Genomic DNA, 15,751 nt, shown 5'->3' with positions numbered 1-15,751 from the left:
GGGCCGGAAGCCTCCGGCCCGTCCCCTCGCGCGTGTTCGGCGTACTCGCTCAGCCCGGGATGCTGGCCTTCACCGCGTCCGTCAGGGCGGCCGCCGGGTCGAAGGGGTTCTGCGCGGCACCGGCCGGGACGGTCACCTCGACGTAGGCGGCCCGCATGGTCGTCACGAAGCGGTAGCCGCCGTCGCCGAGCTTCTGCGACCACCAGGTGACGTCGTCGACGGTCGGGGACCAGTCCTCGGCGTGCTCGCCGTCCAGCTCCTCCGGCCGGTCGACGCCGCACCGCAGCACCACCCGGGGCGAGTCGCCCCAGGCCGCCGTGTACGGCGAGGCCGGCGAGGGGTCCTTGCGGGCGTGGCCGAGCAGCTCCGCCGGCAGCGCCGCGTCCAGCGTGCGGCAGTAGTCCGCGGCCCTCCCGCTCGGCCGCGGGACCGCGACGTCCTGGTCGGCCGGGCCCCAACTGCCGACCAGCAGTACGACCGTGCAGGTCAGTGCGACGGGCAGGGCCAGCCAGCGGACCGGCGCGGGGAGGGCGGTCAGCGCCTCGGGGATGCGGAGTTCTCTGGCCACCCGCCGATGGTAGCCGGGGCTCAGAGATGGACCACCGGACAGGTGAGGGTGCGGGTGATGCCCTCCACCTTCTGGACCTTGGCGACCACCATGCGGCCGAGGTCGTCGACCGTCTCGGCCTCGGCCTTGACGATCACGTCGTACGGACCGGTGACGTCCTCGGCGGTGATCACACCGGGGATCTTCGCGATCGTCTCGGCCACCGAGGTGGCCTTTCCTACCTCGGTCTGGATCAGGATGTATGCCTGTACCACGGGTGACCTCCCGGCGGCCGGTTGGGGGGATCGCCGCCGTGATCGCCCGGTCTGGTGCAGGGGTGGATGCGGGTTCACCGGCAGGCTGATCACCACGCTACCGCGCTGCGGGCCGGGGAGGGGAGACTTCGGCGCTCCCGAAGGGCGTACGCTGCGCGCGGGGGAGCGACGGGGACTGGATTCCGGATGGCGGTGCCGTCCGGGAAGGAAACGCGAGAGGACGCAGATGCAGGGGACCGTGGGCGAGCTCGGCGAGTTCGGTCTCATCAGGGAGCTGACCGCGCGGGTACCGCTCACCGACGCGGTCGACCTCGGCCCCGGGGACGACGCCGCGGTGGTGAAGGCCCCGGACGGCCGGGTGGTGGCCACCACGGACGTCCTGATCGAGAACCGGCACTTCCGCCGGGACTGGTCGACCGCCTACGACGTGGGCCGCAAGGCCGCCGCCCAGAATCTCGCCGACGTGGCCGCGATGGGCGCGGTGCCCACCGCGATACTGCTCGGGCTGGTCGCCCCCGCCGACCTGCCGACCACCTGGGCCACCGAGCTGATGGACGGGCTGCGCGACGAGTGCCAGGTCGCCGGGGCGACGGTGGTCGGCGGCGACGTGGTGCGCGGCGACACCGTGACGCTGGCGATCACGGCGCTCGGCGACCTCCAGGGGCGCGCGGCGGTGACGCGCTCCGGCGCCCAGGTCGGCGACGTGATCGCGGTGTGCGGCTGGCTGGGCTGGTCGGCGGCCGGACTGACGGTGCTGCAGCGCGGCTTCCGCTCCCCGCGGGCCTTCGTCGAGGCGCACCGCCGGCCCGAGCCGCCGTACCACGCGGGCCCGGCCGCGGCCGAGTTGGGCGCGACCTCGATGATCGACGTGAGCGACGGGCTGGTCGCCGACCTCGGCCACGTGGCCCGCGCCAGCGAGGTGGACATCGACCTCAGGGCCGCCGACTTCGACGTCCCGGCGCAGATGGCCGACATCGGCCAGGCGGTCGGGGTGGACCCGTTGGTGTGGGTGCTGTCCGGCGGCGAGGACCACGCGATCGTGGCGACCTTCCCGCGAGGGGTCCAACTCCCGTCCCGCTGGCGGGTGGTGGGCGAGGTGACCGGTCGTCCGCGGGGCTCGCGCAGTGGCCGGGTGACGGTGGACGGCGCCCCCTGGGACCGGGTCGGCGGCTGGGACCACTTCTCCGAATGAGCTACGGCGCGAGGACGATCCGGAGTGGACGCCGGTACGGCACGTGGCGCTCCGGGCGTGCGGCGGACGGGATTCGGTGGTGCGTTTTGCGTAGGCTTGCGCCATCCGAGCCCGCCCGCCGTCCGGCGCGGGTGGTCTGAACCACTGCGAGCGGGAGCACACCACACATGCGCATCGGTGTACTGACCAGCGGCGGCGACTGCCCCGGTCTCAACGCGGTGATCCGCTCGGTGGTGCACCGGGGGACGGACGTCCACGGCGACGAGATCGTGGGCATCGAGGACGGCTTCCTCGGACTGATCGAGGGCCGCACCCGGCCGGTCTCGCACGACGACGTCACCGGTCTGCTCACCCTCGGCGGCACCATCCTGGGCTCGGCCCGGGTGCAGCGCGAGCGGATCGCCTGGGCGGTGGAGAACGCCAAGACGCTGGCCCGGGACATCGGCATCGACGCGCTGATCGCGATCGGCGGCGAGGGGACGCTGACCGCTGCCAAACAGTTCAGCGACGCCGGGCTGCCGGTGGTCGGCGTGCCCAAGACCATCGACAACGACATCGACGCCACCGACGTCACCTTCGGCTTCGACACCGCGGTGCACGTGGCGACCGAGGCGATCGACCGGCTGAAGACCACCGCGGAGTCCCACCAGCGCGTCATGGTGGTGGAGTTGATGGGCCGGCACACCGGCTGGATCACCCTCACCGCGGGCATGGCCGGCGGCGCGCACGGCATCCTGATCCCGGAGAAGCCGTTCGACATCGAGGAGGTGGCCCGGATGGTCGAGGACCGCTTCGCCCGCGGCAAGAAGTTCGCCATCATCGCCGTCGCCGAGGGCGCCACCCCGATGCCCGGCACCATGCGCTTCGACCACGGCGAGGTCGACCAGTACGGCCACCGGACCTTCGGCGGGATCGGCAACCGGCTCGCCCACGAGCTGGAGAACCTGCTCGGCAAGGAGGCCCGCCCGGTCATCCTCGGCCACACCCAGCGCGGCGGCACCCCGACCGCCCGGGACCGGGTGCTGGCCACCCGCTTCGGCTGGCACGCGGTGGAGGCCGTCCACCTGGGCGCCTTCGGGCACTTCACCGCGCTGCGCCGGACCTGCATCGAGCTGCTGCCGATCGGTGACGCGGTCACCCGGCTGAAGACGGTGCCGGAGGACCGCTGGGCGGAGTCCGAGGCGGTGCTCTGAACCCCCGCGGGTAGGTTGGGCCCATGGACTCCACCGCACCTCCCCGCGTGCTCACCGTCGCAGGCTCCGACTCCGGCGGCGGCGCCGGCATCCAGGCCGACCTCAAGGCGATGCTCGCCCTCGGCGTCCACGGCATGAGCGTGATCACCGCCGTCACCGCGCAGAACTCGCTCGGCGTCCAGGGCTACTGGGAACTGCCCGCCGAGGCCGTCCGGGCGCAGTTCCGCAGCGTGGTGGACGACATCGGGGTGCAGGCCGTGAAGACCGGCATGCTCGCCTCGACCGAACTGGTCGAGACCGTCGCCGGCCTGCTCGCCGGGGTGGACGCCCCGGTGGTGGTCGACCCGGTCGGCGTCTCCAAGCACGGGGACGCGCTGCTGGCCGCCGAGGCGGTGGCCACCGTCCGCGAGCGGCTGCTGCCGGTCGCCACCGTGGTCACCCCCAACCTCCACGAGGTGACGCAGCTCACCGGCCGCACCGTCGAGGACGAGTCGCAGATGCTGCCCGCCGCCGAGGCGCTGCTGGACCTCGGGCCGCGCTGGGTGCTGGTCAAGGGCGGCCACCTGGCGGGCGAGGCCGCCGACCTGCTGTACGGCGGGCCCGGCGAGGTGCACTGGTACCGCGCGCCGCGCTACGACAACCGGCACACCCACGGCACCGGCTGCACCCTGGCCAGCTCGATCGCGGCCGGCCTGGCCAAGGGCGAGTCGGTGCCGGAGGCGGTGGGCTCGGCCAAGGAGTACGTCACCGGCGCGATCGCCGGGGGCTTCGCGCTGGGCGCCGGGATCGGCCCGGTCGACCACGCCTGGCGCTGGCGCCGGGCGGACAGGACCTAGGGTCCGGCGGATCCGGCCGGAAACGGATGATGGGCGGCCCCCCGAAGGGGTCCGCCCATCACCGGTGCGTCCGGATGGCGCGACCGGTCCCGGAAACAGCGAAGCCGGCTCATCCGGGGATGAACCGACTCACTGGAGGACCGGCATGCCGGTCTGCGCGTCAGCGCGAGACCTTACCGGCCTTGATGCACGAGGTGCAGACGTTGAGCCGCTTCGGCGTACGCCCAATCACAGCGCGCACCGTCTGAATGTTGGGGTTCCAACGACGGGGGGTACGGCGGTGAGAGTGGGAGATGCTGTTGCCGAAGCCCGGCCCCTTGCCGCAGACGTCGCAGTTGGCAGCCACAGGAGTCACTCCAAGACTTCAGATCAGATACTTTCGAAAACCCACTCACCCACCAGAACACTCGCGTGCACCGGACCGGACAAGGGGGTGAGCCTGGACGGTTCCAGGCAACCGGAAGAGCATACAACGCTTGCTTCCGTCCCACGAAACTACCATGACCGGCCGAGTGATCGCTCCGGTCGGCGGACCCGGCGGCCCTCCCCGACCCCCGATAACCTGCCGGTATCACCCCTTGCCGCCGCCCCCGGCCGTGTCGGCGTCCCGTTCCGGAGGAGACCTGGTGCTGCACACGCTCGACGCCCCGGCCGTGCGCACCTGGTGCCAGCTCGCCCTGCACGCGCTCGGCCAGGCCCGCGAGGAGATCGACGCGCTCAACGTCTATCCCGTCCCGGACGGCGACACCGGCACCAACCTCTACCTGACCGTCGAGTCCGCCGCCGCCGAGGTGGAGAGCCGCTTCGCCGACCCCGCCGCCGACCCGGCGCCCGGACTGGCCGACGCCGTCCGGGCGATGGCCCGCGGCGCGCTGATCGGCGCCCGCGGCAACTCCGGGGTGATCCTCGCCCAGTGGCTGCGCGGCACCGCGGAGACGCTCGCCGAGGGCGGCGGCGGCGAACACCTGCGGGCCGCCCTCCAGCGTGCCGCCGACTCGGCGTACCAGGCCGTCGCGGAGCCCGTCGAGGGCACCCTGCTCACCGTCGCCCGGGTCGCCGCCAGGGAGGCGGTCCGGGCCGGGGGCGGGCTCGCCCAGGTCGCCGACACCGCCTACCGGGCCGCCCGGGACGCGCTGCGACACACCCCCGAGCAGCTCGCCGTGCTGGCCGAGAACGGAGTGGTGGACGCCGGCGGGCGCGGTCTGGTGGCCGTCCTCGGCGCACTCGCCGACGCCGTCGCCGGGCAGCAGCCGATGGGTCCGGTCGCGCTGCGCGGGGACGTCCGGGCGGTGGAGAGCTGCGAGGTGCACCTCCGGCCGCCCGGCCCGGGCCACCCCGCCTTCGAGGTCATCTACCTGCTGGACGCGCCGGACGACGCGCTGCCCGCGCTGCGCGAGCGGCTCGGCCGGCTCGGCGACTCGCTGGTGATCGGCGGCGGCGACGGCCTGTGGAACGTGCACGTCCACGTGGACGACGCGGGCGCCGCCGTGGAGGCCGGGGTCGGCGCCGGGCGCCCGCACCAGATCCGGATCACCCACTTCGCGGAGGCCGCCGCCCGGGCCGGCACCGCCGCCGAGCGCGGCGAACGCGAGGAGCGGGCCCGCGCGGTGCTCTCCGTGGTCTCCGGCGACGGACTGGCCGAGCTGTGCGAGCAGGCCGGGGCCGTCGTCCTGCACGCCGACCCGGACCGCCGCCCGGCCAGCGCCGAACTCGCCGACGCCGTCCGCGGTTCGGCCGCCCGCGAGGTGGTGCTGCTGCTCAACGACCCCGAACTGCGCGCCGCCGCCGGAGCCGCCGCCGACCAGCTGCGCGAGGAGGGCGTACGGATCGCCGTCCTGCCCACCCGCTCGCCGGTGCAGGGCCTGGCGGCCCTCGCCGTGCACGAGGGCGGGCGGCGCTTCGACGAGGACGTGGTCGCCATGACCTCCGCCGCCGGGGCCACCCGGTACGCCGAACTCGCCGTCGCCGAGGGGGAGTCCTGGACCATGGCCGGGGTCTGCCAGGCCGGCGACGTGCTCGGCCTGATCGACGGCGACGTCGCGGTGATCGGCGCCGGGCTGGCCGAGGTCGGCGAGAGCGTGCTGGACCGGATGCTCGGCGCGGGCGGCGAACTCGTCACCCTGATCCTCGGCGAGGGCGCCGACCGGGCGCTCGCCGACCGGCTGGTGGCGCACGTCCGCCAGCAGCGGCCGGAGGTGGACTCGGTGGTCTTCCACGGCGGCCAGGGGTTCACCCCGCTGCTCATCGGAGTGGAGTGAGCCGCTCGTCCGGCTCGGAGGCGGTGGGCGGGTGAGCGCGCCCGGATCGTCGGTGCCTTGGTGTAAACAAGGGCCTGATGGGCGCTCTCGATGAATCACTGACCAAGCTCGTCGGCGACCGCACCGCGAAGGTGCTCGCCGACAGCCTCAAGCTGCGCACGGTCGGGGACCTGCTGCACCACTATCCGCGCCGCTACGTCGAACGCGGCCAGCTCACCAGCCTGGACGAGCTGGAGATCGACGAGCACGTCACCGTGCTGGCCCGGATCGAGAAGGTCACCCTGATCCCGTTCCGCGGCCGCAAGGGCGACCGGCTGGAGGTCGTGGTCACCGACGGCCGCAGCCGGCTCTCGCTGGTCTTCTTCAACCAGGGCTGGCGGCAGAAGGAGCTCAGGGCCGGAGCCCAGGGCCTGTTCGCGGGCAAGGTCGGCGTCTTCAACCGCACCCGCCAACTGGTCTCGCCCGACTACCAGCTGCTCGACGAGGACGCCGGCTCCGACGCCGCCGAGCAGTTCGCCGGCCGGCTCATCCCGGTGTACGGCGCCAGCGCGCAGATGCCCAGCTGGAAGCTGTCGATCTGCATCGAGACCGCGCTCACCAAGCACCTCGGCGACGTCGGCGAGCCGCTGCCTGCCGAACTGCGCGAGCGGCACGACCTGATCCCGCTGCCCGAGGCGCTGGAGTTGATCCACCGCCCGAGCAGCCAGGCCGACCGCGAGCGCGCCCAGAGCCGGCTGCGCTGGGACGAGGCCTTCGTCCTACAGGTCGCGCTGGCCCAGCGGCGGGCCGCCGACTCCGCGCTGCCCGCCAAGCCGCGGGTGGCCCTCACCGGCGGGCTGCTGGACGCCTTCGACGCCCGGCTGCCGTTCACCCTCACCGAGGGCCAGCGGAAGGTCTCCGCCGAGATCGCCGCCGACCTGGCGACCGAGCACCCGATGCACCGGCTGCTCCAGGGCGAGGTGGGCTCGGGCAAGACCCTGGTCGCGTTGCGTGCCATGCTCGCCGTGGTGGACGCCGGCGGCCAGGCCGTGCTGCTCGCGCCCACCGAGGTGCTGGCCCAGCAGCACCACCGCTCGATCGTCGAGATGATGGGCGACCTCGCCGAGGGCGGCATGCTCGGCGGCTCGGAGCACGCCACCCGGGTGGTGCTGCTGACCGGTTCGATGGGGACGGCCGCCCGCCGCCAGGCGATGCTGGACATGGCCTGCGGGGACGCCGGGATCGCCATCGGCACCCACGCGCTGATCGAGGACAAGGTCCAGTTCCAGGACCTCGGCCTGGTCGTGGTGGACGAGCAGCACCGCTTCGGCGTCGAGCAGCGGGACGCGCTGCGCGCCAAGGGGGAGCAGCCGCCACACCTGCTGGTGATGACGGCCACCCCGATCCCGCGCACCGTCGCGATGACCGTCTTCGGGGACTTGGAGACCTCCGTCCTGGACCAGCTCCCGGCCGGCCGCTCGCCGATCTCCACCCATGTCGTCCCTGCGCTGGAGAAGCCCAACTTCCTCACCCGGGCCTGGGAGCGGGTCCGCGAGGAGGTCGGCAAGGGCCACCAGGCGTACGTGGTCTGCCCCCGGATCGGGGACGAGGAGCCGGCCGTCGACCCGAAGGCCGCGAAGAAGCGGCGCAAGGCGGCCGAGGAGGACTTCGAGGAAGTCACCGACGCCGACGCCGGCGCCGGGAGCGATGAACGGCGGCCGCCGCTCTCGGTGGTGGAGACCGCCGACAAGCTGGTGAAGGGCCCGCTCAGCGGGCTGCGGGTGGAGATCCTGCACGGCCGGCTCGCTCCGGAGGCCAAGGACGACGTGATGCGCCGGTTCGCCGCCGGGGAGGTGGACGTGCTGGTCGCCACCACCGTCATCGAGGTCGGCGTGAACGTCCCCAACTCCACCGCGATGGTCATCATGGACGCCGACCGCTTCGGCGTCTCCCAGCTCCACCAACTGCGCGGCCGGGTCGGCCGGGGCAGCGCGGCGGGCCTGTGCCTGCTGGTCAGCGAGATGCCCGGGGGCAGTGCCGCCCGGGCCCGGCTGGACGCGGTGGCCGGCACCCTGGACGGCTTCGAGCTGTCCCGGATCGACCTCGAACAGCGCCGCGAGGGTGATGTGCTGGGCCAGGCGCAGTCCGGGGTGAAGTCCTCGCTCAAGGTGCTCTCGGTGCTGGAGGACGAGGAGGTCATCCTCACCGCCCGGACCGAGGCCACCCGGCTGGTCGCCGAGGACCCCGAACTGGCCGCCCACCCGGAGCTGCGCACCGCGCTGGAGAGCCTGCTCGACGAGGACCGCGCGGCCTACATGGAGAAGGGCTGAGCGGGCCCTCGGGCCGGCCGGATTGTCAGACCCCCGGGAGAGAATGTAGTTGTTCAGGGCGCACCCCCAAGGTGCGTACCTGGCACGACACTTGGGGGTCCTGCCATGGCATTCCGTCATCTCAACGAGCTCCCGCTGGGCGACAAGGTCTTCCGGATCGAACTCGCCAGCGACGACGACCGAGAGGTCACCCTCACCCTGACCGGCTGGCGTGAGGGGGCGGCCGCCACGCCGCTCGCCTCGGGCAAGCTCCGGCTGCCGGTCGAGGACGTCGCCTCGCTGCGGATCGCGCTCAACCGCGCACTGCGGGCGCTGGCGATCGTCGCCGACGTCTCCGAGCCCATCCCCGACCGCGACGTGCTGCGTGAGCTGTACCCCGGCCACGGCGCCCCCTGGGTGCCCCAGCACGAGGAGGAGCTGGTCCGGCGCTTCCACGACGGCGAGACCGTCGCCCGGATCGCCGCCCGCTTCGGCCGTACGCCCGACTCCGTCCGGACCAAGCTGCGCGAGCTCGGGCACGACCCGCGCCGCCCCGAGTTCTGCCCGCCCGACGGCTGCCTGTCGTGGTCCCGCTACGCCTCGCCGGCCCTGCTCGGCGCGGCGGTCCCGGGCCAGGGCGCGGGCACTGAGGCGAGCTGACCGCCCGAGTGCGCGGGCCCGGCCCGGCGGGGGCGTCCCCGCCGGGCCGGGCCCGGCCCGGCGTGAGCGCCGTGCGGGGGTGTGATTCGCCCGCTCGCCTCCGGGGCGCTCGGGCCCGGTGCCGACGGTCGTCGCTCCGGCGCTCGTGCCTCGCTGGTCGCTCCTCGCTTTCGGCACCGGCGCGCCCCTTCGGTTCGGGGCGGGATAGCGTGGTCGGGCAGCGACGAAAGGACCTCCCACCACCATGACCCGCGTGATCGCCGGAGCGGCCGGCGGCCGCCGACTGGCCGTACCGCCCGGCCGGGGCACCCGTCCGACCTCCGACAAGGCCCGCGAGGCGATGTTCTCCACCCTGGAGGCGTTCCGCGGCACCCTGCACGGGGCGCGGATGCTGGACCTGTTCGGCGGATCGGGCGCGGTCGGCCTGGAGGCGCTCTCGCGCGGCGCCGAGCACGTGCTGCTGGTCGAGGCGGACGCCCAGGCGGCCCGGGTGATCCGGGAGAACGTCCGCACGATCGGCCTGCCGGGCGCCGAGGTGCGGGCCGCCAAGGCGGAGAAGGTGATCGCCGGACCGCCTCCGCAGGACCCGTACGACCTGGTCTTCCTCGATCCGCCCTACGTGGTGACGGACGAGGAGGTGCGCGAGATGCTGATCACACTGTTGGCTGGGGGCTGGCTCGCGGCGGACGCACTCGTCACCGTGGAGCGCAGCACCCGTGGCGGCGAGTTCGGCTGGCCCGAGGGCTTCGAGGTGCTGCGCTCCCGCCGCTACGGCGAGGGCACGCTCTGGTACGGTCGCGCCGCCGCCGAGGCCAGCGAGCAGGAGTAGCGGGCCGCGGCCCGCAGCAGCCGTCACCCCACGAGGGAGCACACACGCCATGCGCCGAGCCGTCTGCCCCGGGTCGTTCGACCCGATCCACAACGGCCACCTGGAGATCATCGAGCGCGCCTCGAAGCTGTACGACGTGGTGCATGTCGCGGTCCTGATCAACCGGAACAAGCAGGGCATGTTCACCGTCGAGGAGCGGATCGGCCTGATCGAGGAGGTCACCGCTCCGTTCGGGAACGTGGTGGTCGAGTCGCACCACGGCCTGCTGGTGGACTACTGCCGGGACCGCGGCATCCCCGCGATCATCAAGGGCCTGCGCGCGGTCAGCGACTTCGACTACGAGCTGCAGATGGCGCAGATGAACCACGGCCTGACCGGCGTGGAGACGCTGTTCCTGCCGACCTCGCCGACGTACAGCTTCCTCTCGTCGACGCTGGTCAAGGAGGTCGCCTCGTACGGCGGCGACGTCTCGCACCTGCTGCCGGAGACGGTGCACGACCGCCTGGTGGAGCGGATCGCGGAGCGCAGGGCCGAGCAGTAGCGGGTGGCTTTCCTGCCGGTTCGTCATGGCTTGTCCGGGGCGGTGGAGGACACTTCGGCTCAGGCGTTGTGAGCTCGCCGCACGGGGGCCGTACAGTCTGTAGTCCTGCCCTGCGGTGAGGTCCACCGCGCCGGGCCTGCCTCCGCCGGACCGTCGGCGGCACACGGAAAGACGAAGCCCCGTGGACGTGCAGAACAAGGTCGACGAGATCGTGGCGGCGGTCGAGAACGCCCGCGCGATGCCGATGTCGGCCTCCTGCGTGGTGAACCGGGCCGAACTGATCGGCCTGCTCAACGACCTCAAGGCGGCTCTGCCCGCCGAACTCGCCCAGGCCCAGTCGGTGATGGCCGACCACGAGCACGTGGTGGCGGAGGCCCAGGCCGAGGCCGACCGGATCATCCAGGGTGCGCACTCCGAGCGCGGTTCGCTGATCTCCGACACCGAGGTGGTCCGCCGGGCCCAGGCCGAGGCCGACCGGCTCCTGGCCGAGGCCCGTGCCGACGTCGAGACCAAGCGTGCCGAGGCCGACGACTACGTGGACAGCAAGCTCGCCAACTTCGAGGTCGTACTGACCAAGACGCTCGGCGCGGTCGGCCGTGGCCGGACCAAGCTGCGCGGCGACTCCGGCTACGAGGCCGAGAGCGACGGCGAGGAGTTCCAGCAGCAGCGGAGCAGCCCGAGCCCCGAGGTCGACGAGTACGTCGATGTGAAGCTCGCCACCCTGGAGAACGTGCTCAGCGCCACCCTGGAGGCGGTCGGCAAGGGCCGCGACAAGCTGCTCGGCAAGAAGCCGATCGACGAGCTGGGCGCCTACCTGGCCGCCGCCGACGAGGCCCAGCAGGCCAAGGAGCGCGCCGAGGCGGTGGCCGCCGGCTTCGCCGCGGACGCCGACGGCGCCGAACTCGCCTGGTACCGCGAGGACGTCCCCCAGCAGCAGAGCTGGCCCGAGCAGACCCCGCCCGCGCCCGGCTGGCAGCCCACCGGCGCCGACCAGTACGCGGCCGTCGCCCAGCACCAGGACACCCAGCACCAGGACGTCCACCACCACGTTGGCCAGCCCCAGGGCGGGCAGTACGCCGAGGTGTACGGCGGCGGCTTCGACCCGGCCGGCCAGGGCGACCCGTACAACGCCCAGTGGGGCCACCAGCAGGGCGGCTACCCGCAGCAGCAGGACTACCAGGGGCAGCAGCAGCACCAGGGCCAGCAGGGCGCCTACGGCTATCCCCAGCAGCAGGACGGCTACGGGGCCCAGGCGTACGACGGCTACGGCTACCCGCAGCAGCCCGCGCTGCCCCCGGCCGTGCCGCACCAGCAGCAGCAGAACCTGGACGAGACCAGCTTCTTCGACACCAGCATGATCGACATGACCCGGCTGCGGGAGCTCGGCGGCCGCTGAGCGGACCTCCGCGGAGTCTCCCGACGGGACCGAAGTTGGGCCTGGCGGGAGACTCCGGTAGTCTGACCACTCCGGCATCCCCATGTCCGGCCGTCGGCTTGCCCTCGCAACGCCGACTCGTAATGGGGAACACAGCGTTGATCCCTATGGAAGTCAGGACACCTTGAACCGCCTCGACCACCGCGACCCCCTCGTGTTCGACACGCACGAGCTCGGCCGTCGTCCGGGCTCGATGCGCAAGGTGAACCGGACCCTGGAGGCCCCCGAGGGCCTCGGGATCATCGACGTGATCAGCGTCCCGGAGAAGAGCCCGATCGAGCTGGAGCTCCGCCTGGAGTCCGTGGTCGAGGGCGTGCTGGTCACCGGCACCGCCGACGCCCACGTCGAGGGCGAGTGCGTCCGGTGCCTGGAGCCCGTCGAGTTCGACATCGACGTCGACTTCCAGGAGCTGTACTACTACCCGGAGTCCGACGAGCGTCACCGCGCCCGGACCACCGGGACCGAGGACCTCGACGAGGACTCGGAAGAAGAGACTTACCGTCTGGAGGGCGACTTCTTCGACCTCCAGCCGGTGCTGCGTGACGCGGTGGTGCTCGCACTGCCGCTGCAGCCGGTGTGCCAGGAAGACTGCCTGGGTCTGTGCTCCGAGTGCGGAGCGCGCCTGAGCGACGACCCGACGCACCACCACGACGCCGCCGACCCCCGGTGGGCGGCTCTGCAGGGACTCTCCGCCGCCCCCGGCGACGAGGGTGACGGAATCAAGAACAGCGACACCCGTGAGGGTCTCGCCGAGAACCAGGAGAAGTAGCCGTGGCTGTTCCGAAGCGGAAGATGTCGCGCAGCAACACGCGCCACCGTCGGTCCAACTGGAAGGCCGTCGTTCCGGCCCTCGTGGCGTGCGACCGCTGCCACGAGCCGAAGCTGGGCCACATCGCGTGCCCGAGCTGCGGCACGTACAACCGTCGCCAGGTCCTCTCGGTCTGATCGGCGGGGTGCACGGATCGATGTCGGACGGTAACTCCACCCGCAAGGCGTCCACTGCCTCGAAGGGTTCTTCGGGCGGCGGCAAGGCCGGCGGGCCGGCTTCGACCGAATACGACGTCCTGGAAGGGCGCCTCGGGTACACGCTCGAGCGCGCCCTTCTGGTGCGTGCCCTGACCCACCGCTCGTACGCGTACGAGAACGGCGGGCTGCCCACCAACGAGCGCCTGGAGTTCCTCGGCGACTCGGTGCTGGGCCTGGTGGTCACCGACACCCTCTACCGCGTCCACCCGGACGTCCCGGAGGGCACGCTCGCCAAGCTGCGTGCCGCGGTGGTCAACTCCCGCGCGCTCGCGGACGTCGGCCGGGGGCTCGAACTGGGCACCTTCATCCGGCTCGGCAAGGGTGAGGAGGGCACCGGCGGCCGCGACAAGTCGTCGATCCTCGCGGACACCGTCGAGGCCGTGATCGGGGCCGTCTACCTGGACCGCGGTCTGGAAGCGGCCACCGAGTTCGTCCACCGGCTGTTCGACCCGCTGATCGAGGAGTCCTCTCAGCTGGGAGCCGGCCTGGACTGGAAGACCAGCCTCCAGGAGCTCACCGCGTCGGTGGGCATCGGAGTGCCCGAGTACGTGGTCATGGAGTCCGGTCCGGACCACGAGAAGACCTTCACCGCGGCGGCCCGGGTGGCCGGCGAGGACTTCGGCAGCGGCGTCGGCCGCTCGAAGAAGGAAGCCGAGCAGAAGGCCGCCGAGAGCGCCTGGCGCGCGATCAAGGAGAAGTACGCCGACCGGCTGCCCGCCGGCGCGTGACCCGGAAGAAGTAGCCTTGCCTCCTGCCGATCCCTTCGAAGCAGGAGGCCAGCTCCCGTGCCCGAACTCCCCGAGGTCGAGGTCGTCCGCCGCGGTCTGGCGAACTGGGTCGCCGGGCGGACCGTCGCCGACGTCCAGGTGCTGCACCCGCGCGCGGTGCGCCGCCAGGCGGCCGGCGCCGCCGACTTCGCGGCCCGGCTGACCGGCACGACCCTCGGCACCGCGCAGCGCCGCGGCAAGTACCTCTGGGTGCCGCTGGGCGGCGCGGGGGCCGGCTTCTCGCTGATCGGCCACCTCGGGATGAGCGGCCAACTCCTCGTCCAGGACCCGTCGGTGCCGGACGAGACCCACCTGCGGGTCCGGCTGCGCTTCGCCGACGGCGGGCGCGAGCTGCGCTTCGTCGACCAGCGGACCTTCGGCGGCCTGGCCGTCGAGGAGGCCGAGGAGGACGATCCGGAGGGCACCCCGCTCTCCATCGCGCACATCGCCCGCGACCCGCTCGACCCGCGCTTCGACGACGGCGCCTTCATGGCCGCGCTGCGTGCCAAGCGCACCACGGTCAAGCGCGCGCTGCTCGACCAGACCCTGATCAGCGGCGTCGGCAACATCTACGCGGACGAGGCGCTGTGGCGCTCCAAGCTGCACTACGAGCGCCCGACCACGACCCTCACCCGGCCACAGGCCGCGCTGCTGCTGGCCAACGCCCGGGACGTGATGGCGGCGGCGCTGGCCGTGGGCGGCACCAGCTTCGACAGCCTGTACGTCAACGTGAACGGCGAGAGCGGCTACTTCTCCCGGGACCTCGACGCCTACGGCCGCGAGCACGAGCCCTGCCGCCGCTGCGGCACCGCGATCCGGCGGGCCCCCTGGATGAACCGGTCCAGCTACTTCTGCCCCCGCTGCCAGCGCCTGCCGCGCACCGCCAACGGGGGCTGACGGCGGGCTACTTGTGGGCGAGTTCCGGGTGGTCGGCGGAGGCCTCGCCGAGGGCGCCGTGGTCGCCCTGGCCGAAGTAGGCGACGCCGACCGCGGAGACCACCGCGAGCAGGAAGCCCAGCACCCCGAGCCAGCCCAGGCCGGCCTTGGAGGAGTCGCCGAGCCAGAGCACGCCGATCGCGCCGGGCAGCACCGTCTCGCCGACCACCAGGGCGGCGGTGGCGCCGTTCACCGAGCCGATCTGCAGCGCCACGGTGTGCACGTACATGCCGCCGAGGCCGCCGACCAGGATCGCGTACAGCGCCGGGTCGGAGATCAGCCGGACCAGGTCGAACGGCTCCACGCCGTTCAGGATGCGCACGCCGACGCCCAGGGCGCCGAAGCCGAGGCCGGACAGCAGACCGGCGACGATCGCGCCCTTGGAGCCCATCCGGCGCACCAGCAGGCTGCCGCCGGCCAGCAGCACGGTCGTGATGACCAGCAGGCCCCAGTGGAAGGCCGTCGACGCGTGGTGGCCGCCCTCCGGACCGGCCGAGACGGCCAGCAGCACCAGTGCCGAGCAGAGCACGCCGATCGAGACCCACTCCAGCTGCTTGAGCCGGATGCCCAGCAGCTTGATGCTCAGCACCGCGGTGATCACCAGGTTGGCGCTGATGATGGTCTGGGAGAGGAACAGCGGCAGCAGTCGCGCGGCCAGGGCGCCGAGCCCGAAGCCGATCAGGTCCAGCACCGTACCGGTGATGAACTCCCAGGTGACGGCGGCCTTCGCGGTGGAGGACAGGCTCGGCCCGCCGTGCTCGGTGGTCGCGGTGGTGGCACCCTTGGCCGCCTCCTCGCGGGCCGAGCGGCGGGAACCGACGGCCTGCAGGACCGAGCCGGTGCCGTAGCAGGCGGATGCCGCCACGGCCGTGACGAGGCCGATGATCACCGAGCGCTCCGATCGGGAGTTGGGTCAAGAAAAGGTAATGGGACCAGCGGTCCGGGACCAGTGTGCCCGTTCGCGCGGT

The 15,751-nt window shown here is 72.9% G+C and carries 17 protein-coding genes; 13 read left to right on the top strand and 4 right to left on the bottom strand.

From position 1 onward, the window contains the following. Positions 1-49 precede the first annotated feature (49 nt). Both ACZ7BZ_RS29960 and ACZ7BZ_RS29955 read right to left on the bottom strand, forming a co-directional pair. Positions 50-568 carry a DUF3515 domain-containing protein gene (locus ACZ7BZ_RS29960; RefSeq protein WP_470361057.1) on the bottom strand — a complete coding sequence of 173 codons (519 nt, stop codon included), beginning with the start codon at positions 566-568 and terminating at the stop codon, positions 50-52. Between the two features lie 20 nt (positions 569-588). After that, positions 589-822 carry an Lrp/AsnC family transcriptional regulator gene (locus ACZ7BZ_RS29955; protein ID WP_380453427.1) on the bottom strand — a complete coding sequence of 78 codons (234 nt, stop codon included), beginning with the start codon at positions 820-822 and terminating at the stop codon, positions 589-591. A 226-nt stretch (positions 823-1,048) separates the two neighbouring features. Here ACZ7BZ_RS29955 and ACZ7BZ_RS29950 point away from each other — a divergent pair, with 226 nt between their 5' ends. The 3 genes from ACZ7BZ_RS29950 to thiD all read left to right on the top strand — a co-directional run bounded on the left by ACZ7BZ_RS29950 (position 1,049) and on the right by thiD (position 4,043). Then, on the top strand, positions 1,049-2,014 hold the full coding sequence (locus ACZ7BZ_RS29950; protein WP_380453424.1) for a thiamine-phosphate kinase: 966 nt from the start codon (positions 1,049-1,051) through the stop codon (positions 2,012-2,014). A 167-nt stretch (positions 2,015-2,181) separates the two neighbouring features. Then, positions 2,182-3,207: a 6-phosphofructokinase gene (locus tag ACZ7BZ_RS29945; RefSeq protein ID WP_470361056.1), complete on the top strand. Its 1,026-nt coding sequence runs from the start codon at positions 2,182-2,184 to the stop codon at positions 3,205-3,207. 23 nt (positions 3,208-3,230) lie between these two features. Next, positions 3,231-4,043: a bifunctional hydroxymethylpyrimidine kinase/phosphomethylpyrimidine kinase gene (gene thiD / locus ACZ7BZ_RS29940; protein ID WP_470361055.1), complete on the top strand. Its 813-nt coding sequence runs from the start codon at positions 3,231-3,233 to the stop codon at positions 4,041-4,043. 160 nt (positions 4,044-4,203) lie between these two features. Here thiD and rpmB read toward each other — a convergent pair whose 3' ends face one another. Beyond that, on the bottom strand, positions 4,204-4,389 hold the full coding sequence (rpmB, locus tag ACZ7BZ_RS29935) for a 50S ribosomal protein L28 (protein ID WP_014138233.1): 186 nt from the start codon (positions 4,387-4,389) through the stop codon (positions 4,204-4,206). Positions 4,390-4,555: 166 nt separating this feature from the next. Here rpmB and ACZ7BZ_RS29930 point away from each other — a divergent pair, with 166 nt between their 5' ends. The 10 genes from ACZ7BZ_RS29930 to mutM all read left to right on the top strand — a co-directional run bounded on the left by ACZ7BZ_RS29930 (position 4,556) and on the right by mutM (position 14,744). Beyond that, positions 4,556-6,301, top strand: coding sequence for a DAK2 domain-containing protein (locus ACZ7BZ_RS29930; protein ID WP_470361067.1), 1,746 nt, complete (start codon positions 4,556-4,558; stop codon positions 6,299-6,301). Between the two features lie 77 nt (positions 6,302-6,378). Next, a complete protein-coding gene (gene recG / locus ACZ7BZ_RS29925) occupies positions 6,379-8,610 on the top strand; it encodes an ATP-dependent DNA helicase RecG (protein WP_470361054.1) in 2,232 nt (743 codons plus the stop codon). Positions 8,611-8,715: 105 nt separating this feature from the next. Next, a complete protein-coding gene (locus tag ACZ7BZ_RS29920; RefSeq protein ID WP_380453410.1) occupies positions 8,716-9,249 on the top strand; it encodes a hypothetical protein in 534 nt (177 codons plus the stop codon). A gap of 244 nt (positions 9,250-9,493) precedes the next feature. Continuing rightward, positions 9,494-10,078, top strand: a complete 585-nt coding sequence (gene rsmD / locus ACZ7BZ_RS29915) for a 16S rRNA (guanine(966)-N(2))-methyltransferase RsmD (RefSeq protein ID WP_380453407.1) — start codon at positions 9,494-9,496, stop codon at positions 10,076-10,078. 49 nt (positions 10,079-10,127) lie between these two features. Beyond that, positions 10,128-10,619: a pantetheine-phosphate adenylyltransferase gene (gene coaD, locus ACZ7BZ_RS29910; protein WP_470361053.1), complete on the top strand. Its 492-nt coding sequence runs from the start codon at positions 10,128-10,130 to the stop codon at positions 10,617-10,619. Between the two features lie 181 nt (positions 10,620-10,800). Then, positions 10,801-12,015 carry an ATP synthase subunit B family protein gene (locus ACZ7BZ_RS29905; protein WP_470361052.1) on the top strand — a complete coding sequence of 405 codons (1,215 nt, stop codon included), beginning with the start codon at positions 10,801-10,803 and terminating at the stop codon, positions 12,013-12,015. Between the two features lie 163 nt (positions 12,016-12,178). Further along, positions 12,179-12,823 carry a YceD family protein gene (locus tag ACZ7BZ_RS29900; RefSeq protein ID WP_470361051.1) on the top strand — a complete coding sequence of 215 codons (645 nt, stop codon included), beginning with the start codon at positions 12,179-12,181 and terminating at the stop codon, positions 12,821-12,823. Positions 12,824-12,825: 2 nt separating this feature from the next. Next, positions 12,826-12,999, top strand: a complete 174-nt coding sequence (gene rpmF / locus ACZ7BZ_RS29895) for a 50S ribosomal protein L32 (RefSeq protein WP_030056747.1) — start codon at positions 12,826-12,828, stop codon at positions 12,997-12,999. Positions 13,000-13,019: 20 nt separating this feature from the next. Further along, on the top strand, positions 13,020-13,808 hold the full coding sequence (gene rnc / locus ACZ7BZ_RS29890; RefSeq protein WP_380453400.1) for a ribonuclease III: 789 nt from the start codon (positions 13,020-13,022) through the stop codon (positions 13,806-13,808). 57 nt (positions 13,809-13,865) lie between these two features. Further along, a complete protein-coding gene (mutM, locus tag ACZ7BZ_RS29885) occupies positions 13,866-14,744 on the top strand; it encodes a bifunctional DNA-formamidopyrimidine glycosylase/DNA-(apurinic or apyrimidinic site) lyase (protein ID WP_380453398.1) in 879 nt (292 codons plus the stop codon). A gap of 7 nt (positions 14,745-14,751) precedes the next feature. Here mutM and ACZ7BZ_RS29880 read toward each other — a convergent pair whose 3' ends face one another. After that, positions 14,752-15,672: a DMT family protein gene (locus tag ACZ7BZ_RS29880; protein ID WP_380453396.1), complete on the bottom strand. Its 921-nt coding sequence runs from the start codon at positions 15,670-15,672 to the stop codon at positions 14,752-14,754. Between the last annotated feature and the right edge of the window lie 79 nt (positions 15,673-15,751).

This window comes from Kitasatospora sp. NPDC036934 (assembly GCF_055608425.1).
The sequence above is the reverse complement of the archived record's forward strand: the minus strand, read 5'-3'. Positions and strand labels throughout refer to the sequence as shown.

Bases quoted from the DNA above. Each gene is read 5' to 3' on its own strand.
- ACZ7BZ_RS29950 (WP_380453424.1), top strand. From the start codon at position 1,049: ATGCAGGGGACCGTGGGCGAGCTCGGCGAGTTCGGTCTCATCAGGGAG.
- ACZ7BZ_RS29945 (WP_470361056.1), top strand. From the start codon at position 2,182: ATGCGCATCGGTGTACTGACCAGCGGCGGCGACTGCCCCGGTCTCAAC.
- thiD (WP_470361055.1), top strand. From the start codon at position 3,231: ATGGACTCCACCGCACCTCCCCGCGTGCTCACCGTCGCAGGCTCCGAC.
- recG (WP_470361054.1), top strand. From the start codon at position 6,379: ATGGGCGCTCTCGATGAATCACTGACCAAGCTCGTCGGCGACCGCACC.
- ACZ7BZ_RS29920 (WP_380453410.1), top strand. From the start codon at position 8,716: ATGGCATTCCGTCATCTCAACGAGCTCCCGCTGGGCGACAAGGTCTTC.
- rsmD (WP_380453407.1), top strand. From the start codon at position 9,494: ATGACCCGCGTGATCGCCGGAGCGGCCGGCGGCCGCCGACTGGCCGTA.
- coaD (WP_470361053.1), top strand. From the start codon at position 10,128: ATGCGCCGAGCCGTCTGCCCCGGGTCGTTCGACCCGATCCACAACGGC.
- rnc (WP_380453400.1), top strand. From the start codon at position 13,020: ATGTCGGACGGTAACTCCACCCGCAAGGCGTCCACTGCCTCGAAGGGT.